The organism is Paenibacillus azoreducens (assembly GCF_021654775.1).
GTDB classification, from domain to species: Bacteria; Bacillota; Bacilli; order Paenibacillales; family Paenibacillaceae; genus Paenibacillus_AQ; species Paenibacillus_AQ azoreducens.
Genome location: NZ_AP025343.1, coordinates 6,179,952 through 6,200,876, shown reverse-complemented (window position 1 = coordinate 6,200,876; position 20,925 = coordinate 6,179,952). Strand labels below are relative to the sequence as shown.

Sequence of the window (20,925 nt, the reverse complement as noted above, 5' to 3'; positions counted from 1 at the left end):
AAATTCCCACTCCATAAGATAAAAATAATTTATTAACATCATTTGCTCCGAATACCGTCTATTTTCATATGAATAATAAGAATTTGGGGGTGGATTCATTGAATATCGAAAATATTGAAGCCTTTGTGTACATCAATCACTACGGGAGCTTTAACAAGGCGGCGGATGTGCTTTACTTGTCCCAGCCTACGGTTACCGCCCGCATCCAGTCGCTGGAACGCGAGCTTGACTGCAGGCTGTTTGACCGGTTTGGCAAGCAGATTCATCTTACCGACAAAGGCAAGCAGTTTCTTCCTTATGCCCAGCAAATCCTTCAGATCTATCAAAAAGGCAGACACCGCATTCACTCTAAGCGGACGACGCCAAACGAACTGCGGATCGGATGCACCGTGTCCGTATCGAATTACTTAATGCCCCGATTGCTTATGCGGCTGAACGAACGGTTTGCGGATTTGAAATTTAAAATCATAACGGCAACAACGGATGAACTTGCAGGCAAACTTGCTTCCAGAGAGATCGATTTGGCTTTTGCACGTAAATTGATGAATCCCGCATTCCAGTCCTATTCATTTTTTGAAGATCCGATCCGGTTGTATGTTTACAAGGGGCATCCGCTGGCAGCTGCAGGCAGAGCGTCGATCCGGGATATCCGCCATGAAAAACTGATTTTTTTCGAATGCGGCTCGCTTGACTGGATGCGGATCCATCGCGTATTTGAAAGCTTGGAGCAGCCGCCGAACATCGTGTTTCAAGTCGACAACTCGGAAACCGCCAAGAAGCTTGTCCTGCAAAGGGCGGGAATATGCTTTCTCCCCGGGCTTTGCGTGCAGCAGGAGGTTGAGACGGGAGCTCTTGTCCCGGTGGATATTACCGAAACGATGGGGATCGCCCTGCAAACCAGCTTGATTACCTTAAACGGAGAGCATACGGAATTCGCGGAAGCGCTGCTTGAGCGCGGCGGATTCGTGTTGAATTAACGATTTGCATAAATGAATAGAAAAACTCTATTAGACGCATACGGCAAATCGCGGTAAAGTTAGTGTCAACAAATTCATACTAAACATATAGGAATTATCAATTCCGAATGAAAAAGGGGATGAGATCATGCGCAAATCATGGACGCTGGCTGTTGCATTACTGCTCACGGGGGTGATTGCCGGATGCGGTGCGGATGCGGGACAGACGGACGGTCAAGCCAAAGAAGCGGCTGCAAACGCCTCTGCGGGAGCGGTCAAAAAAATCATCGTAGGCACGGGAACAAACTTTCCGAAAGTTTGCTTTATCGATGAAAACGGCAAATTGACCGGCTTTGACGTAGAACTGGTCAGAGAAATTGATAAACGTCTTCCGCAATACGAGTTCGAGCTGCAAACCCAGGAGTTTGCGAATCTCCTCCTCAGCCTGGAGACGAAAAAAATCGATTTTGTGGCACATGAGATGGAGAAAAACCCTGAAAGGGAACAAAAGTATTTGTTTAATAAAGAACCTTATGCCCACTGGAGAAACAAAATTATCGTTGCCAAGGACAATGATTCCATCCATACGCTGGATGATTTGAAAGGCAAAAAGGTTTTGACCGGGGCGACAAGCGCCGAAGCCCAAATTTTGGAGAATTACAACAAGAAAAATAACAATGCGATCAACATCGTGTATCAAAACGGAGCGGCCAAAGATACGGTGAACCAAATCACCACGGGGCGCGTGGAAGCGACGGTTGGCGCGGATTTCTCGCTGCCGCTGATCGACCCGCAAGGCAAGCTCAAAACAACCGGCGATGATTTGGGCGAAGCGGATATCCTTTTCGTTTTCCGCAAGGATGATCCGGAGGAGCAGAAGCTGGCGGATGACATTGACGGCGCAATCAAGGAACTGAAGTCGGACGGTACGCTCGCCAAACTCAGCAAAGAATGGCTAGGGTCGGACTTTACCTATGACTCGAAAAAATAATGCGGCTGCGTAGGCCTGGGAAAGGAGGATGGAGCTCGTGGGGGCGCCGTTTGATTATACGTATATATTCAGCTATTTTCCAAAGCTTTTGTCGACGCTGGGCATGACGCTGCTGATCGTGGGCGGTTCGCTGCTGGTAGGGATGATCGTTTCGTTTTTCATTGCCCTTCCGCGGTTGTACAGGATTCCGGTGCTGAACACGCTAGCCAGGGTGTACGTCTCTTTTTTCCGGGGGACGCCGATATTGATTCAACTTTTTCTTTTCTATTACGGGCTGCCGGAAATACTGAAGCTCGCGCATGTCGATATTTCCAAAGCCCCGGTGGTTGTGTTCGTAATCCTGACCTACGGGCTTCATACCGGCGCTTTTATGTCGGAAACGATCCGCGCGTCGGTGACGGCAGTGGACCGGGGGCAGGTGGAGGCTGCATATGCCGTGGGCATGGGAGGATACCAGGCTTTTACCCGGATCGTGCTGCCCCAGGCGCTGGCGATTGCGATCCCGGTATTTTCGAACCTTGTGATCGCGCTGCTGAAGGATACGTCGCTTGCCTTCACGCTTGGGGTGATGGAAATGACGGGTAAAGCGGAGACGTTAGGTTCTCTTACCCAGCATTTTATCGAAGCTTATATCTCGCTTGCACTCATTTACCTGGCGGTCAGCCTGACGTTGGAAAGACTGCTTCTGATCGCGGAGCGGCGGCTTCTGCGGCATGAACAGCCTGATGCGGCAGGGCATCGGAGGTTCCGGCTTCAAAGAAAAAGCAGCTACCGGCATATGGTTGCGAGCATTGATTCCGGCAAAGGAGGGGCGGAAGCATGAAAATCGATCCATCTTTTATCTGGACGGCTTTGATCCAGCTGTTGTCGGCCATTCCCACAACGCTTGCCATCACGGCGGTATCCGTTACCGCCGGGTTTATCATCGGTTTGATTACCGCGTTGCTGCGGATTTATAAAATTCCGGTTCTTGGCCAGATTGCGGCAGGTTATGTGACCTTTATCCGCGGGACTCCGATGCTTACGCATCTGCTATTGATTTATTTCGGGCTGCCGATGCTCCTTGACGCTGTGTCCGCACAGATGGGCTGGGGGTTCAAATCCTCCTCCATTCCGATGATCGGTTTCGCTTTTATCTCTTTTTCGATTACGGCGGGTGCTTATATGGCGGAAGTGATCCGTTCGGGACTGCTGGCCGTGAACCGGGGCCAAATAGAAGCGGCGTATTCGGTAGGGATGACGACACCGCAGGCTTTGCGCCGGATTGTTTTTCCGCAGGCCTTTGCGGTCAGTCTGCCGAATCTCTCGAATTCAGTCATCGGAATGCTGCATGGCTCCACGCTCGCTTTTACCGTATCCGTGGTGGAAATCAATGCGAAGGCGCAGATCGTGGCATCAACGAACTGGAAGTTTTTCGAGGCATATTTGGCGGCAGCCGTTATCTTCTGGGGATTGACGCTGCTGATCGAGCAGGTGACGGCACGGATCGAGAAACGAATCAATTTGTACAATCGGGGTGGAGTTGCATGATTAAACTGACCAATATTACCAAATCCTTTGGGCGCCACCAGGTACTGAAGGGAATCGACTTGACCGTGCAAAAAGGGGAGGTGGTCGTTATTTTGGGGCCTAGCGGCTCCGGAAAAACGACGCTTCTGCGCTGCGTGAATTACTTGGAGAAACCGAATGACGGCGATATTCTCATCGGCGATTACAGCCTAAACTGCAAGCATGCCGGTAAAAAAGACATTATTCGACTCCGCCAAAAATCGGCGATGGTGTTTCAGCAGTACAATCTGTTCAAGCATAAAACCGCCTTGGAAAACGTGATGGAAGGCCTTGTGGTCGTCAAAAGACTGCCGAAGGAAGAAGCGAAAACGCGAAGCATCGCGATGCTGGAAAAAGTGGGGCTTGGCGGCAAGCTCGATGCCTACCCGAGCCAGCTTTCCGGCGGACAGCAGCAGCGTGTCGGTATTGCGCGGGCCCTCGCGCTTGAACCTGAAGTGATTCTCTTCGATGAGCCCACATCGGCGCTTGATCCGGAACTGGTCGGCGAGGTGCTGGCCGTGATCCGGAAAATCGCGAAGGAAGGCATTACGATGATCGTTGTCACCCATGAGATGGGGTTTGCCAAAGACGTGGCTAATCACGTGGTATTTATGGACGGGGGCGTCGTTGTTGAAGAGGGGACCCCGTCGGAGCTGTTTAATCATCCCCGCGAAGAACGGACAAAGCAGTTTCTGAAACGGATTACCCCGGAACTTAACTATAGCATTTAGGAGGAAAAAGGCATGGCGATTACAATCAGCGTTCTTGATCAAAGTCCAATCTACCCGGGGGAAACGGCGGCGGATGCGCTTGCTCACACAGTGGAGCTGGCTCGAAAATCGGAACAACTCGGTTTCCGGCGTTTCTGGGTATCCGAGCATCATGATTCCGAGCAGTTGGCAGGCTCCTCCCCGGAGGTGCTCATCTCCTATCTGCTGGCCAAAACGGAAAAGATCCGAATCGGCTCCGGCGGTGTGATGCTTCAGCATTACAGTCCGTATAAGGTGGCGGAAAACTTCAACGTGCTGGCCTCATTGGCCCCGGGAAGGGTTGATCTCGGCATCGGGCGTGCACCCGGCGGGCTCCCGCGCAGCACGCAGGCACTTCAGCGATGCGGTGTCGATCCGGTCTCGTTGACGGATAAAATCGTGGAGCTGGACTCATATGTGCATAACCGGCTGGCGCCGGATCATCCGCTGCATGGCCTGAAAGCAGCCCCGCTGCCGGAATATCCGCCTGAGCTTTACGTGCTGGGCGCAAGCAAAGGCAGTGCGGAAATCGCCGCGAGCCTGGGTTTACCGTACGTGTTTTCCTTATTCATCAACGGGGATGAAGCGGTAGCGCTGGAAGCGATCCGTAGCTATCGCAGCAGCTTTAACGCAGAACGTGGAACAGTACCTCAAGCGATCATCGCGCTTGCGGTAGCCGTTGCGGATACCGAAGAAGAAGCCGCGGAACTTGCCCTGCCGCAAAAACTGGTGAAAATTCATCTGGCCAGCGGGAAAACGCTCACGCTTGGGACCCGCGAACAGGCGGAGGAATTCGGCCGGCAGGCGAATGAAGAATATACGATCGAAGAGCAGGAGCCTTACATTACGAAAGGAACCAAAGCCGCTGTCCGCGCCAAGTTTGAGGCGCTGCGGATGGCCTCCGGCGTGGATGAGTTTATCGTCACGAGCAATATCACGCCGTTCGACAAGCGGCTGCGTTCGTTCGAACTGCTAAGCGAGGCGCTGAGCGGGGCGGTTGCCGAGGTGTAGGAAAGAACGATCCGCCCCTTGCGGTCAACATGTACAATGTCAGGAACTAACCTAATAGGAATAGGAGGATGATGGGATGACTGGTCATCAACTTGGGCAGGTGGCCGAAACAGGCTATGAAAAATTCATCGGTTTTCGCCGCCATCTGCATCAATATCCGGAGCTGTCGGGCGAGGAGTTTGAAACGACGAAAGCGATCAGGGGATGGCTGAAGGAAGCCGATATTCGGGTTCTCGATTATTCCTTGGCAACCGGAGTGATCGCCGAGGTCGGAGGTTTGCGCCCGGGTCCTGTCATCGCGCTGCGCGCGGATATTGATGCGCTGCCGGTTCAGGAAGAGACCGGCCTTGACTTCGCGTCAAAGATTCCCGGCAAAATGCATGCCTGCGGGCATGATTTTCATACCGCCTCCCTGCTTGGGACGGCTTACGCCTTGAAAGAAAGGGAAGGCGAGCTGCAAGGAACGGTCAGGCTGATTTTTCAGCCGGCCGAAGAGAAAGCCGCAGGCGCGAAGCAGGTCATTGACAGCGGGGCGCTGGAAGGAGTGCAGGCCATATTCGGCATGCATAATAAACCCGATCTGCCGGTAGGGACGATCGGGATCAAAGGCGGGCCGCTGATGGCTGCCGCCGACGGCTTTATCGTCGAGATTGCAGGCAGAGGATCGCACGCTGCCGTTCCCGAAGCGGGAATCGACCCGATCGTCACTGCCGCTCATGTCATTACGGCGCTTCAGTCGATCGTGAGCCGGAATGTGAGCTCCCTGCAAAGCGCGGTCATCAGCGTGACCAAGCTGAACAGCGGCACGGCCTGGAATGTGATTCCGGGTAAAGCCGTGCTGGAAGGGACCATTCGCACCTTCGATGAACAGGTGCGTGCGGACGTGCTGGAGCGCTTCGGCCAAGTGGTCGAAGGCGTGGCGGCAGCCTTTGGCACCAGCGCCGGCGTGCGCTGGATCGGGGGACCGCCGCCGGTGAATAACGACGAAGCGCTTGCGCGGTTGGGCCTAGAGGCCGCAGCCGCGGCCGGATTTCAGGCCGTAGTGCCTGTGCCGTCGCCGGCAGGCGAGGATTTTGCCGTCTATCAGCGGCATGTTCCGGGATTATTCGTTTTTATGGGAACGGCCGGGACGCAGGAGTGGCATCATCCGGCCTTTACGCTTGATGAAGCCGCGATTCCGGTCAGCATCCGTTTCTTTACGGAGCTTGCCGAGCTTGCCTTGGCGCAGCTTCGCCACGGCGGGGTGAAGGGTCATAACCATTATGAAAAGTTATGACGTTATTATAGTCGGGGCGGGATCCATGGGTATGAGCACCGGATATTATCTTGCACGGCGGGGCCTGCGCACGCTGCTCATCGATGCATTTGACCCGCCGCACCGGGAGGGCAGCCATCACGGGGAACCGCGGCTGATCCGGCATGCTTACAGCGGTCATCCCGTCTATACGGAGATGGCGATCCGCGCCCACCAGCTGTGGAATGAGCTGGAGGAGAGAATGGAAGCGCAGCTGCTGGTGCAATCCGGGGTATTGAACATAACGGATCCAAATCGTTATTCCTTCAAGGAGCGCATGGCCGCCGCCGCTAAGCAGGGAGTTCATACGGAAAGGCTGGATGCGGATGAAATCCACAGGCGCTGGAAAGGTCTGCGCCTGCCCGAGCATTTCGAAGCGATGTATGAACCTGCCGCCGGCTATCTGCGCAGCGAAGCCTGCGTTGATGCGTATAAAGCGCTGGCGCTCGCCAATGGAGCAGAGCTGTTGACGCATACGGCAGTTTGCGGCATTACAGCCTGGAAGGGCAGCGTGGTAGTGGAAACCCGGAATGCCAAATATCACGGCGCCAAAGCGGTGCTGACCGCAGGGGCATGGTTCGGGTCGCTGGCCCCGTTTGTTTCCCTTCCGGTCAGGGCCGTCCGCAAGACGGTCGGGTGGTTCGAAACGAACGCTTCCGATGATTTCAAAGCAGGAAGATTCCCGGGATTTACGTTAAACACGGAGGAAGGCGGATATTACGGTTTTCCGGATATCGGCGGTGCCGGGCTGAAAATCGGCCGCCATGACACCGGACTGGATTGGAAGCCGGGAGAGCCGTTTCTTCCATTCGGCGGCTTGCCTGAGGATGAAGAGGAACTTCGCAGCGTGCTTGGAAAGTATATGCCCGGAGCTTCCGGGCGGCTCGCCAAGGGCGCGGCTTGCAAATACGAGCTTACCCCGGATGAAGATTTTATCATCGACCGGCATCCGCAGCATCCGCATATCGTCGTTGCCGGCGGATTTTCCGGACACGGGTTCAAATTTTCGAGCGTCGTCGGCGAAATATGTTCGCAGATGGTCTTGGATGAAGCGGTTCAGTATGATATCCGCCCGTTTGCGCTTTCGCGTTTTGCGCGGCAGGCTGAGCGTACGCCAAGCATTGCACAAGGAGGAGATTGAATATGACCGGGATTGACTTGGAAGCTTTTTTGGATACCCATGGACAGCTGGCGGCAGCCGTTGCCGGGCTGAGCGAGGAGCAGGTGAAATGGAAGCCTTCGCCCGGCAGTTGGAGCGTGCAGGAGGTGGTTTCGCATCTCGTGGACCACAGCATCGTCATTTCGTTTCGGATCCGGGATGTTTTGGCGGGAACAACGGCGCAGCTTCCGGCTTTTAACCAGGACGCTTGGGTTAGCGGCCAGCATTCGAATCAGGGCCGGATTTCCGATATTTTGGATGCGTTTCATACGATTTTGGAATACAACAGCCTTTTGATAGGGCGCTTAAGCGGGGAGGAACTCGGAAAAACCGGCGTCAATTTTAAAGGGGAAACGGTCAGCGTTAAGGACATCATCCATAGTTTTACGCGGCATGTGCAGCATCACCTCGGACAAATCGAGCGGGTAAAACAGGAAGCCAAGGGGGCTTTAGGAGCAGTTTAAGTTACACTTCACACTTTCGGTTCTATAAAATGACATTTCGATAAGGAGGATGAAATCATGGCAAAGCAAAAACAGTTGAAGTTGGGGGCTCTCTTGCATGGCGTTGGCGGAGGCACTTCCCTGTGGAGGCATCCGGATATGGATCCGGCGGCGAGCGTCAATTTTGAGCTGTACAAGAGCTGGGTCCGCAAGGCTGAAGAAGGCAAACTTGACCTGATTTTTATCGCGGACGGATTATACATTAACGAAAAATCGATTCCCCATTTTCTGAACCGCTTCGAACCGATCACCATCCTGAGCGCGCTTGCGGCCGTCAGCACCAACATCGGGCTTGTCGGCACCTTATCGACTTCGTACAGCGAACCGTTTACGGTAGCCCGCCAGTTCGGCTCCCTCGACGTCATTAGCGGCGGCCGTGCTGGCTGGAATGTGGTTACATCCCCGCTGGAAGGCTCCGCGTTGAATTATGGCAAAAAGGAGCACCCGGAGCATGACAAACGTTACCGGATCGCTACGGAATATCTGGAAGTAGCGCGGGGATTATGGGATTCATGGGAAGACGACGCTTTTGTCCGGAACAAGGAGGCCGGGGTTTTCTTCGACCGGGATAAAATGCATGAGCTGAACCATGAAGGCGAGTTTTTTTCAGTGAAGGGCCCGCTTAATATAGCACGCTCGAAGCAAGGGGGGCCGGTTATTTTTCAAGCAGGCGCGTCGGAAGTCGGCAAAAATTATGCCGCCAAGGAAGCGGACGCCATCTTTGCCGGAGCGGAAAACCTGGAGGAAGCGCTGCAGTTTGCGCAGGATGTCAAAGCTCGCGCCGCCGCTTCCGGCCGGAATCCGGATGATGTGCTGATTTTCCCAGGGATCGGGCCGATTATCGGGCGTACCGAAGAAGAGGCGGAGCGCAAATATCAGGAGGTTGCAAGCCTCGTGACGATCGAAAATGCGCTTAATTATTTGGGACGTTTCTTCGAGCATCATGACTTTTCGCAATATCCGCTGGATGAGCCGTTTCCGGAGCTCGGGGACTTGGGCAAAAACAGCTTCCAGAGCGGTACGGATAAAATCAAGCGGGAGGCGAAGGAAAAAGGGCTGACGCTCCGGCAGGTGGCGCTTCAATCGGCTACGCCGCGAGGTAATTTCATTGGAACAGCCGTGCAGGTGGCAGACCGTATTCAGGAATGGTTCGAAGCGGGCGCTGCCGACGGATTTATGCTCACGGCTGCCGTGCCGCATGGACTTGAGGACTTCGTGGATCAGGTCGTGCCGATCCTGCAAGAACGGGGAATTTTCAGAACCGAATATGAAAGCGACACGCTCCGGGGCAATCTCGGGTTAGCCGTGCCGGAGAACCGGTATACCAAGGCGAAAGCGGAAGCTGTGCGTTCCTAACAGGATTCATTGATATGAGTGAGCATTACGGAACAAACGGATAAGATGATGGCGGATGCCGGAACGCTTCATGAGGAGCAGGTCGTAGGACTCTCGCCGCCAAGTCTGGCAGGGGAGGATTTCGGCTGGCATTTGGACCGGGCTCCCGAGGCGTTCGCCTTTATCGGCTGCGGCAATGCAGCCAGGGGAATCACTCACGCCATCCACTTGCCCCGGTTTGATCTCTGGATGAGAGCAATCTTATGCAAGATGCACGCATTCTGGCGAAATTAGCCGTTCAACCATAAGGAGGATGAAAATGACAAAAATCGCTTTGATCGCAGGCAGCCCAACGCAGAGCTCCCGGTTATTCGGAATGACGCAATATGTAGTGGATCGTCTCGCGCTGGCCGGTTTTGACGTCGAATTGATTTCCGCCGCCGAGCTTCCGGCTGAAGATCTGCTCCGCGCGAATTTTAACAGCCCTGCGATCCGGCAGGCGCTTGCAGCCGTGGAACAGTCCGCCGCCGTCATTATTGCCAGTCCCGTATTTAAAGCTTCCTATTCGGGTGCGCTGAAGACCGTTCTGGACCTCGTGCCGCAGAAAGGATTCCAGGGCAAAGTGGTTCTGCCGCTTTTCATTGGCGGTACGATTGCGCATCTGCTTGCCGTCGACTATGCACTGAAGCCGGTGGTTTCCGTACTGGGAGGAACGAATATACTGGGGGGCGTGTTTGCCGTCGACGGGTGGATCACCCGCACGGAGCATGGCGGTTTCGAACTGGAAGGGCAGCTGCGGGAGCGTCTGGACAGCGCTGTTAACGAGCTGGTCCTCGAACTCCGGCATGTTGCGGCGGTTCGCGATCGTAACAAGCAGGAGCAGGCGGTCTAAGGGATGCTGAGGCCATCTTCGTTTTACAATCACCCCATATTTATGCAGAAGTGTCCTGTGAAAGAGAAGCTCGAACCGGGGCGGCAAGGCGGGCGGGGGAAAAAATCGTATTAAAGGAGGCTTTCGTATTTTGAAAGTGGCATTATTCAGTTTAATGATGAATCTCCCCAATGCGGTTACGGGCGAGTCCTGGACGGCACAGCAGAAATTCCGCAACGTCATCCGCCAGGCCGTCCTTGCCGAGAGGCTCGGGTTTGACGCCTATGGCGTAGGCGAACGACATGGCGCTCCGTTTCTGTCCTCATCCCCGCCGGTCGTATTGACGGCCATCGCGGCTCAAACGTCGCGTATCCGCCTGCTGACCACAGTAACCGTGCTGAGCGTTCTCGACCCGGTACGGGTTGCCGAGGACTATGCGACGCTGGATCACTTATCCGGAGGGCGGCTGGAAATGATTATCGGGAAAGGCAATGATCCACGGCATTATCCGCTGTTTGGCATCACCGAGGAGGAGCAGTGGGAGTCCATGGCGGAGCGCTATCGGCTGTTGAAGAGGCTGTGGACGGAGGAAAACATAACCTGGGAAGGCAAGTATCGCCCGCCTTTGGAGCGGGTAACGACTTATCCGAGGCCTTACCAGAAGTCGATCCCGGTATGGCATGGCAGCGCGTCCAGCACGCTCTCGACGGAGCTGGCGGCGCAGTTCGGAGAGCCGATTTTCTCTTCGAACTCTTTCCATCCGCAAGCCAAGTACAAAGCGCTGATCGACCATTACCGCGAGCGGCTCGCCCATTACGGGCATGATCCGGCACGCGCCGTCGTAGGGGCGGGTTCGGGGAGCCTCTATCTGGGCAGCACGGCCGAGGAGGCGATCCGCCGCTATAGACCGTACTACAGCGCATTCAGCGTAACGGAATCCTCGAAGCACAACAAGTCTCCTTTTACCAGCCTGGAGGATGTGATTGCAAATGGTCCGGCGCTGATCGGTAGCCCCGAGCAGGTCATAGAGAAAGTTTTGAACTACCACGAAGCCTTTGGCCATCAAGTGTTAAGCATCAGCGTCGACGGATTGACGGAATCGGAGCAGGAGGAGCAGCTGCAGCGTTTTGCCGAGGAAGTGCTGCCTGTACTGAGGCGGGAGATTCCGAGCACCATTTGGGAAAACGATCCGGTATCGTCCGAAGAAGAACAAGCCGCTTCAGCCATTCATTGAATTTCCTAACGAAACTGGGGAGCGTTATATCCGCAAAAACGATGCCGATTTAAATTTAACGAAACTACAGATCGTTATTTGGACGAAATGTGGCCGAATGGACCACTTTTGAGTTAAATAGCGTTTCCTAGATTCGTTAGAAGTTTTAGAAGCTCATTTTTGCTCAAATAACGATTGTGTGTTTCGTTAGATCATGACATACGTTCGTCAGAGCACAAACATCGTTATTCGTTCAATCAGACATTGTTTAGGAAGATCACCGCGGCCAGCTCGAAGAGGTTCTCCCCTTCGGTCTGGCTGCTTTATTATTTTACAATTAAATACGCACCGACGATGATGACGGCAACGCCGATCACTTTGGTTGCATTGATGGTTTCATGAAAGAGGAAAACAGCGGGAATCAGGGCCAGAACGTAAGCCAGGCTTTGCAGCGGATAGGCAACGCTCAGCGGCAGTCTGGACAAGACGGCAAACCACAAAAGCGTGGCCAGCCCGTATAGGAAAAGTCCGCTCCAAATATGGACCGAGGACAGCATTTTGATCCAATGAAGCCCACCGCTGCTTTGCAGTCCTAGTTTAAACAGAATTTGGCCGCATACGAGCAAAATGATATTCAATAGCAGCAGTACATAACTAATGATGGTGTTCATGAAGTGTTGATTCCTTTCCTTTGAGAATGGCCATCTCCTGCGTCAGGCGCAAAACCTGCTTGCTCAGCTTTGTAATTACGAGCGTCAAATGCAAAATCAGGACGAAACAAAATAATAAACCAAACAGAAAAAGCAGGGCAGGCGCATATTCGATATGAAGCCATGCGGCAAGTTTTTCGATGAGTTTCACATTCATTGAAATCAGCAGCAACAGAACACCCATCAAAATCCAAAGCAAAGAGTATTGCTCTTTCAGCTTCCGGCGTCTGACCAATTCAAGAACGGCGAGCAAAAAGATAATGGAAAATAAAACCGATAACGAATAAATACTCATCATGACGCAGTTTTCACCTCATGGAAACGAAGCGCGCTGATCAGGACCGATAAAGTGACCTTGATCATATAATAAGCCGATTTCACGGGGGTAATGGATGACTTCCCGTTTTGTCTTGGGCGCATCTCGACCTTAACTTCAGCCAGCTTGCATTTTCTGCTTGTCAGGTATACGATTGCTTCCACTTCCGGATAATCGATGGGATAATATTCGGCATACAGCTCGATGACCCTTTTTCCTGCGGCCCGGAAACCGCTGGTTGTATCCGTAAATTTTTGTTTTGTGACGAGACTGACAAGCCTTGAAAAAAAGCGGATGCCCACTTTGCGCATAAATGTCGAGCGGTATGACGTTTCCTCCAAAAACCGGGACCCGATCACGAGATCATTGCCCTGAAGTTCAGCAATCAAATGGGGAAGATCGGCAGCGGCATGCTGCCCGTCGGCGTCCATCTGAACCGCAACATCATATCCGTTGTCCCGGGCATACATGTATCCCGTTTGCATGCCCCCGCCGATTCCGACGTTAAATGGCATATTAATAACGACAGCTCCGGCCTCGCTGGCTGCGGATGCTGTTTGATCTGTCGATCCGTCGTTTATCACCAGAATATCCGCAGCGGGCATATGCTGTTTAATGTCCTTAATCACCCGCCGGATGCTTAATTCTTCATTATAAGCTGGAATGATAACCAGTATTTTCGACATGCTTGTCCACCCCTTTATTTTTCTTTCTAATATTTTGAATGATCATCATGACTTGATGGATGGTATAACCGGCAAACAGCATGAAAAAGGGCGCCATCGGATAACCGTATCTGGACATCGCCACAAACGGTAGATGGATCGCGGTAAAATAAACAAGCGCCAGCAAAACCGGCAGCAGCGATTTTCCGATTTTGCGGAAGAACGCCCATACGATGCCGATCAGCCCGCCTGTTATCATTACCTTTTGAATCATTTCAACGACCGGCTTTTGGATTGAGAAAATATCATGCAGATAAAAAGGAACGAAATAAAGAGATTGAAATCTGCCGATGGTGTAATGGTAAATGTATTTCAGTGGCTCATGGACCAGGCCGTATTTTAATATATCAAGTCCTTTGGCGACCGCTTCTCCGTCTGAACCCATAAAGATCGTTTGGGGATCGTACTGTGGATACGCGGCAAAAAAACCAGGCGGCGGAAGCTGGTACTTGATCCGGGCCCCCAGCAAAAACGGGCTGCCAGCCGAGCTGGTGAACAGAATAAAATGCCCGAAAGTCATATAGTTCCGAATCCACCATGGAAGCAGCAGCACGATGTACGCGGCCAGGATGGTGAACGTAAACCGGATGATCTCTTTCCAGGAATAACGGTATGCCAGCCATAAAAACAGCATCATGCACGGAAATAAGGAAGCCTGCGGCTTAAAATAAGCGGCAGCGGCGGTGAGCGCCCCGACGCCGATATACCAACCTGTTTTTTTCGTATGTAAAGCTGCGATCATGGCGCAAAGTAGCACCAGGATAATGATGCGGTAAGAGCCTTCGGTCAGCACGGAACCGGCTGTGAAATAATCGGGAAGATATAGGGCAGCCAGCAGCGTAGTGATGACGGCAACCCGATGGTTGAAGGTATACCTGGCAAGATAGTAGACCGGAAAAATACATAAAGCCTGCAGAATGGATTGAAAGATTCTGAAGGCCGTTACGCCATGCTCATTTCCGAAAACCGCCATAAAGCCGCTTAGAATAAGGGTTATGCCCGGCATGATAAACGCCGACGGCTCGTCGCCGGAATTGTAAACAAGCGTCCCCTCATAAAGCAGCACTTTTGCGCTGTGGATATATTTTACGTCGTCACTGTTCAGCTTGAGCGGGTCCCCGAGCAGAAGACGATCGCCATGGCAAGGACTACAATAATGGAAAGAATCAGCACCATCGAAGAGACGATAAGTAAAAATCGCCTTGTTGCAGGTTCTTTTGCGTATTCAAAAAACAAAATGCTTACCCCCAATGGAAAATGTCGGATATGATCTACATTAATTATAACAATGAAAAGCCAAAAAGTTGGATTATGTAGAAAAATAGCGCCTTTTGGTATTTGCCTAACGAATATATGGGGGTTTTGTAGTGGGCGGCCGGATGAACGGAGCGGATATTACCTCCTGCATCCTTGCGGGAGAGGGGGCGTACCGATATAATTAAGGACAAGTTATTGTAAGGAATTGAAGCTGAAGGTGGGTCACGGCATTGGAACAAATTCAAAACGGGGAACCGTTTGTGTATATCTCTCATAGCCCGGAAGATACCGGAGCTTTGGCGGCATGGCTTGCCCGGGCGGCGTTCCCCGGCGCGGTCATCGGCCTGGATGGGGATTTGGGCGCAGGGAAAACGGCGTTTTCGCAAGCGTTTGCCAAACACCTGGGGGTTAAAGGGGTCGTAAACAGCCCGACGTTTACCATCATTAAGGAATATGAAGGGCGGCTGCCTTTTTATCATATGGACGTGTACCGGGTGTCGCTTGAAGAAGCCGAGGATCTGGGGCTTGATGAATATTTTTACGGCAGCGGGGTCAGCCTCGTGGAATGGTCGCAAATCGTTGAAGAATTGCTGCCTGAACCGCATCTGCATTTATATCTTGAAACGACCGGCGAAACCGAGCGGAGAATTACGGTGCGGGGTTACGGCCAGCCTTATGAGGAATGGTGCAGAAGTCTGAAACAGAATGGGGTCTTCACAGAATGAATCAACCACAATCACAGCCGCTGAAGCGGTTTTTGGCGTTTGATACGTCCACTGCATGCCTGGCTTTGGCGGTTATGGAAAATGATAAGGTGCTGCATACGATAAAAGCCGCGGGAGAACGCAATCATGCGGTCCATTTGCTGCCCTTGGTACAAAAGGGACTTGCGGAGGCAGGGGTTGCTCCTTCCGAGGTCAGCGGGATCGCCGTGGGCATCGGCCCCGGATCTTATACGGGAACCCGCATTGCCGTGACGGCAGCCAAAACTCTGGCTTGGACATGGAACATCCCGGTTGCGGGCGTTTCGAGTTTGCAGGCATTCGCCTGGAGCGGAACTTTAACCGCTGCGGACAGCGGTTCCGGAGCAAAGTGGATCATTCCGTTTATGGATGCCCGCAGAGGTCAAGCGTATACTGCGCTGTTCCAGGCTACCGGCGCCGCTATGCCGATGCGCCGAAAAGAGGATGCCATCCGCCTGATGGATCCATGGGTAGAAGAAATTGGGCGGTTATGGATGGAGACGCCGGCCGATGAACGGCCGGAAGAGATCTGGTTTATCGGAGACAAAAGCAATCATGACAATACGATTGAACAACTGCGTTCTCTGCTGGGTGAACGGCTTCATATCGCGGTATGCGATATGGAAGGAGAACCGGTTGGCAGGCTGGGTGCAAAAAGCCTGCTGGATGGGGAAACGGATGATGTGCACCGTCTGGTGCCGAATTATACACAGCTGGCAGAAGCTGAGAAGCTCTTGCGGAAGCTGTGAAGGGAGTCTGTCATAAGTCATGGAGCAGGAGCAATATCCGAATTATGAAGGTTTGACTTTCCGGCAGATGGCGCTGGAAGATATCCCGGATGTGATGGTCATCGAACATGAATCCTTTACGCTGCCATGGACGGAGGAAGCGTTCCGGAATGAATTGACCCAAAACCATTTTGCATGTTATATGGTCATGCAGTATTTGGGGCAGCCGATAGGATACGCGGGAATGTGGACGGTGATTGACGAAGCGCATGTTACCAACATCGCTGTTTTGAGAGCATATCGGGGCAGAAGATGGGGCGAGCGCCTTCTGCGGGAGCTCATGAGAACTGCATCGCAGCGGGGCATGCAGCGGATAACGCTGGAGGTCAGGGTATCCAATGAAGTAGCGCAGAATTTGTATCGGAAACTGGGTTTTAAACCTGCCGGGCTCCGCAAAGGTTATTATTCGGATAATCAGGAGGATGCCCTGATCATGTGGGCGGATCTGCCCGAACGCGGCAGCGCGTAGGGAAGTAGGGAAGGAAGCGAAGCATAATAATGAATGTATTTCACAAAGAATATGAATCCTGCTATATTCTGGCGGTGGAGACAAGCTGTGACGAAACTTCCGTCGCCGTCGTAAAGGACGGGAAAGAGGTGCTCAGCAACCTCATCGCCAGTCAGGTTGAAACCCATAAAGCCTTTGGCGGCGTCGTGCCGGAGGTCGCTTCACGCAAACACGTCGAGAATATTACGCTGATGCTGGAAGAAGCCGTGAACAAGGCGGGTATCAGCCTTCAAGATCTTTCGGCTGTTGCCGTCACGCAAGGTCCGGGACTGGTCGGAGCTTTGCTCGTCGGCGTGGTTGCCGCGACCAGTCTGGCGATGGCGCTCAACAAACCGCTGATCGGCACCCATCATATTGCCGGGCACATTTACGCCAACCGGCTTGTTGCCGAATTGGAATATCCGTGCATGGCTTTGGTTGTTTCCGGAGGGCATACCGAACTTGTATACATGAAGTCTGAAGGCAGCTTCGAGGTCATCGGACGGACACGCGATGATGCCGTAGGCGAGGCTTACGATAAAGTCGCGCGGGCCATTGGTTTCCCTTACCCGGGAGGTCCGCATGTGGATCGGCTTGCTTTGGAGGCGGAAGAAGCGGTGGAGCTGCCGCGCGTATGGCTGGAGCCGGATTCGTATGATTTCAGCTTTAGCGGTCTGAAGTCCGCGGTACTCAATGTCGTGAACCAGCGTAAAATGCGTGGTGAGCCCGTGGGGGAAGGAGCCATTGCGCGGGGATTCCAGGAATCAGTCGTGGAAGTGCTGGTCGCCAAAGCGATCCGGGCGGTCAACGCCTTCCATGCGAAGCAGCTCCTCCTCTGCGGCGGCGTTGCCGCTAACCGCGGCTTGCGCAGGGAACTGGAACGGCAATGCAAGGAACAAGGCATCAAGCTTATCATTCCGCCGTTTGAATATTGTACAGATAACGCGGCCATGATCGGCGCGGCGGCATATCTCAAATGGAAGGAGCGGAAGTTCACCGCTCTGGACATGCAGGCCATGCCGCAATTTTCGCTGGAGGACTGGTCGGTTCAGGAATAAACCAGCTTAGGCTTGGGCGCTTGAGTGGCACTGCGTGCTAGCCCGCTGTCTCTTGATGATCCAAGAGATGGCGGGCTTTTTTGTTCTGGATGCCGGTTTGGCATTATGCAGAGCGCAAAAGATGCCCCAAGCTGCAGACAGCAGTAGGCGGCAGTAGCCGGCAGAAGCAGTGGGCAGAAGCCGTAATAGCCAGCAGAAGCAGCAGAAGCAGAAGCAGCAGGAAGCAGAAGCCGGTAGTAGCAGTAGGCAGCAGAAGCAGTGGCAGAAGCAGTGGCAGAAGCAGAAGCCAGCAGAAGCAGCAGGAAGCAGAAGCAGAAGCCGGCAGTAGCAGTAGGCGGGAAAGATGAAAGTCTTTAGTGAATAAGCATAAAAATTTGCCGGATGAATGTTTGACGTTTCGACACGATGGCGCACAGCTAATGGTGCGTGTCGTCGACTGCGAACGTATCCCGCAGATCATGTTGTAGTTCTCGTGAGCAAATTGATTGCTAACGAAACTGAGGAGCGTTATTACTGCAAAATCGCGTTTGATTTAATTGTAACGAAACTACATATTGTTATTCGGCCAAAATATGGCCGGATCGCTGTCATTTTGACTAAATAGCGATCTCAAGTTTCGTTAAAAGGTTCAGCAACCTCATTATGGCCGAATAGCGATCTCCAGTTTCGTTAGAAACCTCATGGATTAACTGGCCCTTTAGGCGCCGGGTATTGCGAATCGACAAGCTGTATGAAACGTGACGCTTGAGCAGAGTGATGCATTTTCCGGGCGCTTTCATCAGCAGTCGACAATCTTTTTGTCAAGTTGTGGACAAGGTTATCCACATATTCGAGCAAATTTGTGTACAAAGTGAAGATTAACGCGAAAAACGCTGGTTTATAAGGACTATGAAAATCTGAAATCTGTTTTTATTTTCACAAAGCAGAAACTGTGGATAATGTGGATATTTTAGTGGATAATAGTGGATATTGAGCTGAAATACTCATTTAATCAGTAAAAAATGGCCCCGGGGGCCATTTTTTTGATCTGGTTATGCACTTTTTATGTGGATAAGCATGTGCATAAACTTCTTATTCGGAAAATAAAAAATTTCTGTGAATTTGACAAATTTCTTTTTGCCGCGATCAAGAAAATAATAGACCATTTAGATTGTCTGCAAATAGCGTAACATTGGCGCTGTTTCTTGATAATTTGAGCATCTTTTCTTGATCGCGCCTTGCTGATCTCAAAGTCCTAAACGCTTATGCCCTAAGCCGGATTATTCGCCGGCAAGCAGTTCCCACTCGGCAAAGGCTTCATCCAGTTCCTTTTTCTTGGCCTCCTGATCCTGCTGATGTTGTTGCAGAGCAATATAATCTTGATAGACCTCAGGCTTGGCCATCTCCGCTTCTAATCCGGAAATCGCCGATTCCAACTCGTGAATCCGCTCCTCCAGCGCGGCGATTCTGCGCTGCCGGGCACGCTCCTCGCGTTTGGCCTGCTTGTCGGCTTCAAAAGAATTAACTCCGGTTTTATCAAGGGGTTCGGCAGCAGGCTCCTGTTTGTTTGTCCGGCCTTCCGATGCTTCAAGCGCCTCCTGGGACAATTCTTCCATTTCCTGCTTTTTATCGATATAATCGTCATAATTCCCCAGATAATGCTCCACGCCTTGCGGATGAAGCTCAATGATTCTTTCGGCCATTTTATTTAAAAAGTAGCGGTCATGGGAAATGAAAAGAAGCGTTCCCTCGTAATCCATCAGTGCCGATTCCAGCACCTCTTTGCTGAACAAGTCCAGATGGTTGGTCGGTTCGTCGAGGATCAGCATATTAGCTTCGAGCAGCATCAGTTTGGCCAAAGCCACCCGCGCCTTTTCACCGCCGCTGAGCGCAGCGACTTTTTTCAGGACATCTTCGCCGCTGAACAGGAAATTGCCAAGCACGGTTCGGATGCGGGCTTCCTCCATATGCGGATATTCGCTCCACAGCTCCTCCAGGACCGTATTCGCTGGATTCAGGTTGGTCTGTTCCTGATCGTAATAGCCCAGCTTGACTTTGGTTCCCCATTGGAAGGTGCCTGTTTCCTGACGGAAACTTCCGATTAGACATTTGAGCAGGGTCGATTTCCCGATCCCGTTCGGACCGATGAGCGCGACGGTTTCCCCGCGGTGCAGGTCGAATGACACATCTTTAAACAGCTTATCCGCGGGGGAAAAGGAAACGGCCAAATCCCTGACCTGAAGCACATCTTTGCCGGACATATATTCAACATTAAACGCAAAGCTGGCTTTTTTCAGATCGCCCATCGGCTTGTCGAGACGTTCCATTTTTTCGAGCGCCTTGCGGCGGCTCTGAGCCCTTTTGGTGGTGGAAGACCGGACGATATTTTTTTGGATAAATACCTCCATGCGGGCGATTTCATCCTGCTGTTTCTCGTATTGCTTCATCGCCGATTCGTATTCCGCCGCCTTCAAATCGATGTAACGGCTGTAATTGCCGGTATAACGCTTCGATTGGTGACGCTCGATTTCCACGATGGAAGTGACGAGGCGGTCCAGGAAGTAACGGTCATGGGATACGACCAGCAGAGCTCCCGAGTAAGAGCGCAAGTAATCCTCCAGCCATGTCAACGTGGCGATATCCAAATGGTTGGTCGGTTCGTCCAGTATCAGGAGATCGGGTGCTTGCAGCAAAATCCGCGCCAGAGCCAAACGCGTTTTCTGGCCGCCGCTAAGGGTTGAGATGGAAGTGTCCGGCGCAAAGCTGCCGAAACCCATGCCGTGCAGCACGCTGCGGATGCGCGTGTCCATTTCGTAGCCGCCATGATCCTTGAACCAATCGGAGCGGCTGGCATAGCGGTCGAGCAGTTCCTGATATTTTTTCGGATTGTCCATTTGGGCAGGGTCCGCGATTTGCTGCTCCAGCAGACGCAGCTCTTTTTCCGTTTCTATTAATGGAGCGAACACGTTCATCATTTCTTCCCAAATCGTGCAGTCGGATTGAAGTCCGCTGTTCTGGGCAAGATAACCGATCGTGGTTTCCTTGGCTTTAAAAATTTGCCCGCCGTCATAAGAGATCTCACCGGCAAGAATCTGAAGCAGGGTTGATTTGCCTGCGCCGTTGACTCCGACCAGCCCTACGCGATCCCTCTCCTGAATCTGGATATTGATTCCGTCAAGCACGGGCTGGACGCCAAATAATTTTCTGATTCCACTTGCTTGAAGCAGCATGA

23 protein-coding genes are annotated in these 20,925 nt (G+C 52.5%); 18 read left to right on the top strand and 5 right to left on the bottom strand.

All coding sequences use genetic code 11. The features are described 5' to 3' along the window. Positions 1–98: 98 nt before the first annotated feature. The 13 genes from L6442_RS27610 (at position 99) to L6442_RS27550 (ending at position 11,651) form a co-directional block, all read left to right on the top strand. Positions 99–977, top strand: coding sequence for a LysR family transcriptional regulator (locus L6442_RS27610; protein ID WP_212978106.1), 879 nt, complete (start codon positions 99–101; stop codon positions 975–977). Positions 978–1,104: 127 nt separating this feature from the next. Then, positions 1,105–1,947, top strand: coding sequence for a transporter substrate-binding domain-containing protein (locus L6442_RS27605; RefSeq protein ID WP_212978105.1), 843 nt, complete (start codon positions 1,105–1,107; stop codon positions 1,945–1,947). 37 nt (positions 1,948–1,984) lie between these two features. Then, positions 1,985–2,770, top strand: a complete 786-nt coding sequence (locus tag L6442_RS27600) for an amino acid ABC transporter permease (protein ID WP_212978104.1) — start codon at positions 1,985–1,987, stop codon at positions 2,768–2,770. Further along, complete coding sequence (locus tag L6442_RS27595) at positions 2,767–3,477, top strand: amino acid ABC transporter permease (RefSeq protein WP_212978103.1); 711 nt, start codon at positions 2,767–2,769, stop codon at positions 3,475–3,477. Before L6442_RS27600 ends, L6442_RS27595 begins: the two co-directional genes overlap by 4 nt. Continuing rightward, positions 3,474–4,226 carry an amino acid ABC transporter ATP-binding protein gene (locus L6442_RS27590; protein WP_212978102.1) on the top strand — a complete coding sequence of 251 codons (753 nt, stop codon included), beginning with the start codon at positions 3,474–3,476 and terminating at the stop codon, positions 4,224–4,226. The genes L6442_RS27595 and L6442_RS27590 overlap by 4 nt, the downstream gene beginning before the upstream one ends. 12 nt (positions 4,227–4,238) lie before the next feature. Continuing rightward, positions 4,239–5,255: an LLM class flavin-dependent oxidoreductase gene (locus L6442_RS27585; RefSeq protein ID WP_212978101.1), complete on the top strand. Its 1,017-nt coding sequence runs from the start codon at positions 4,239–4,241 to the stop codon at positions 5,253–5,255. 76 nt (positions 5,256–5,331) lie between these two features. Then, the gene (locus L6442_RS27580; protein ID WP_212978100.1) at positions 5,332–6,531 is read left to right on the top strand and encodes an amidohydrolase; all 1,200 of its coding nucleotides are present in this window, start codon (positions 5,332–5,334) and stop codon (positions 6,529–6,531) included. Beyond that, entirely contained in the window at positions 6,518–7,690 is a 1,173-nt protein-coding gene (gene solA, locus L6442_RS27575; protein WP_212978099.1) for an N-methyl-L-tryptophan oxidase, read from the top strand. The genes L6442_RS27580 and solA overlap by 14 nt, the downstream gene beginning before the upstream one ends. 2 nt (positions 7,691–7,692) lie before the next feature. Further along, entirely contained in the window at positions 7,693–8,172 is a 480-nt protein-coding gene (locus tag L6442_RS27570; RefSeq protein WP_212978098.1) for a DinB family protein, read from the top strand. 57 nt (positions 8,173–8,229) lie between these two features. Next, the gene (locus tag L6442_RS27565; RefSeq protein WP_212978097.1) at positions 8,230–9,567 is read left to right on the top strand and encodes an LLM class flavin-dependent oxidoreductase; all 1,338 of its coding nucleotides are present in this window, start codon (positions 8,230–8,232) and stop codon (positions 9,565–9,567) included. Between the two features lie 18 nt (positions 9,568–9,585). After that, positions 9,586–9,840 (top strand): hypothetical protein, encoded by a 255-nt coding sequence (locus L6442_RS27560; protein WP_212978096.1) that lies wholly within the window; start codon positions 9,586–9,588, stop codon positions 9,838–9,840. A gap of 25 nt (positions 9,841–9,865) precedes the next feature. After that, the gene (gene ssuE, locus L6442_RS27555; protein WP_212978095.1) at positions 9,866–10,438 is read left to right on the top strand and encodes an NADPH-dependent FMN reductase; all 573 of its coding nucleotides are present in this window, start codon (positions 9,866–9,868) and stop codon (positions 10,436–10,438) included. A gap of 130 nt (positions 10,439–10,568) precedes the next feature. Further along, positions 10,569–11,651, top strand: coding sequence for an LLM class flavin-dependent oxidoreductase (locus tag L6442_RS27550; RefSeq protein ID WP_212978094.1), 1,083 nt, complete (start codon positions 10,569–10,571; stop codon positions 11,649–11,651). Between the two features lie 305 nt (positions 11,652–11,956). On the opposite strand, the gene L6442_RS27545 is transcribed toward L6442_RS27550, so the two are convergent. The 4 genes from L6442_RS27545 to L6442_RS27530 are packed head-to-tail and all read right to left on the bottom strand — an operon-like array spanning position 11,957 to position 14,447. After that, on the bottom strand, positions 11,957–12,301 hold the full coding sequence (locus tag L6442_RS27545) for an EamA family transporter (RefSeq protein ID WP_194230581.1): 345 nt from the start codon (positions 12,299–12,301) through the stop codon (positions 11,957–11,959). After that, positions 12,285–12,638: a DUF2304 domain-containing protein gene (locus L6442_RS27540; RefSeq protein ID WP_228100936.1), complete on the bottom strand. Its 354-nt coding sequence runs from the start codon at positions 12,636–12,638 to the stop codon at positions 12,285–12,287. The genes L6442_RS27545 and L6442_RS27540 overlap by 17 nt, the downstream gene beginning before the upstream one ends. Further along, complete coding sequence (locus tag L6442_RS27535) at positions 12,635–13,342, bottom strand: glycosyltransferase family 2 protein (protein WP_212978093.1); 708 nt, start codon at positions 13,340–13,342, stop codon at positions 12,635–12,637. Before L6442_RS27535 ends, L6442_RS27540 begins: the two co-directional genes overlap by 4 nt. After that, positions 13,308–14,447: an ArnT family glycosyltransferase gene (locus L6442_RS27530; RefSeq protein ID WP_212978092.1), complete on the bottom strand. Its 1,140-nt coding sequence runs from the start codon at positions 14,445–14,447 to the stop codon at positions 13,308–13,310. Before L6442_RS27530 ends, L6442_RS27535 begins: the two co-directional genes overlap by 35 nt. Before the next feature lie 421 nt (positions 14,448–14,868). Between L6442_RS27530 and tsaE the strand changes: the two genes are divergently transcribed. The 5 genes from tsaE to L6442_RS27505 all read left to right on the top strand — a co-directional run bounded on the left by tsaE (position 14,869) and on the right by L6442_RS27505 (position 18,042). Continuing rightward, positions 14,869–15,363: a tRNA (adenosine(37)-N6)-threonylcarbamoyltransferase complex ATPase subunit type 1 TsaE gene (gene tsaE / locus L6442_RS27525; protein ID WP_237100103.1), complete on the top strand. Its 495-nt coding sequence runs from the start codon at positions 14,869–14,871 to the stop codon at positions 15,361–15,363. After that, positions 15,360–16,130, top strand: coding sequence for a tRNA (adenosine(37)-N6)-threonylcarbamoyltransferase complex dimerization subunit type 1 TsaB (tsaB, locus tag L6442_RS27520; protein ID WP_212978091.1), 771 nt, complete (start codon positions 15,360–15,362; stop codon positions 16,128–16,130). The genes tsaE and tsaB overlap by 4 nt, the downstream gene beginning before the upstream one ends. Positions 16,131–16,149: 19 nt before the next feature. Further along, a complete protein-coding gene (gene rimI, locus L6442_RS27515; protein WP_212978090.1) occupies positions 16,150–16,638 on the top strand; it encodes a ribosomal protein S18-alanine N-acetyltransferase in 489 nt (162 codons plus the stop codon). A 29-nt stretch (positions 16,639–16,667) separates the two neighbouring features. Beyond that, positions 16,668–17,714 (top strand): tRNA (adenosine(37)-N6)-threonylcarbamoyltransferase complex transferase subunit TsaD, encoded by a 1,047-nt coding sequence (tsaD, locus tag L6442_RS27510; protein WP_212978089.1) that lies wholly within the window; start codon positions 16,668–16,670, stop codon positions 17,712–17,714. A 169-nt stretch (positions 17,715–17,883) separates the two neighbouring features. Continuing rightward, complete coding sequence (locus L6442_RS27505; RefSeq protein WP_212978088.1) at positions 17,884–18,042, top strand: hypothetical protein; 159 nt, start codon at positions 17,884–17,886, stop codon at positions 18,040–18,042. A gap of 931 nt (positions 18,043–18,973) precedes the next feature. Here L6442_RS27505 and L6442_RS27500 read toward each other — a convergent pair. Next, positions 18,974–20,923 carry an ABC-F family ATP-binding cassette domain-containing protein gene (locus L6442_RS27500; RefSeq protein WP_212978087.1) on the bottom strand — a complete coding sequence of 650 codons (1,950 nt, stop codon included), beginning with the start codon at positions 20,921–20,923 and terminating at the stop codon, positions 18,974–18,976. Positions 20,924–20,925 lie beyond the last annotated feature (2 nt).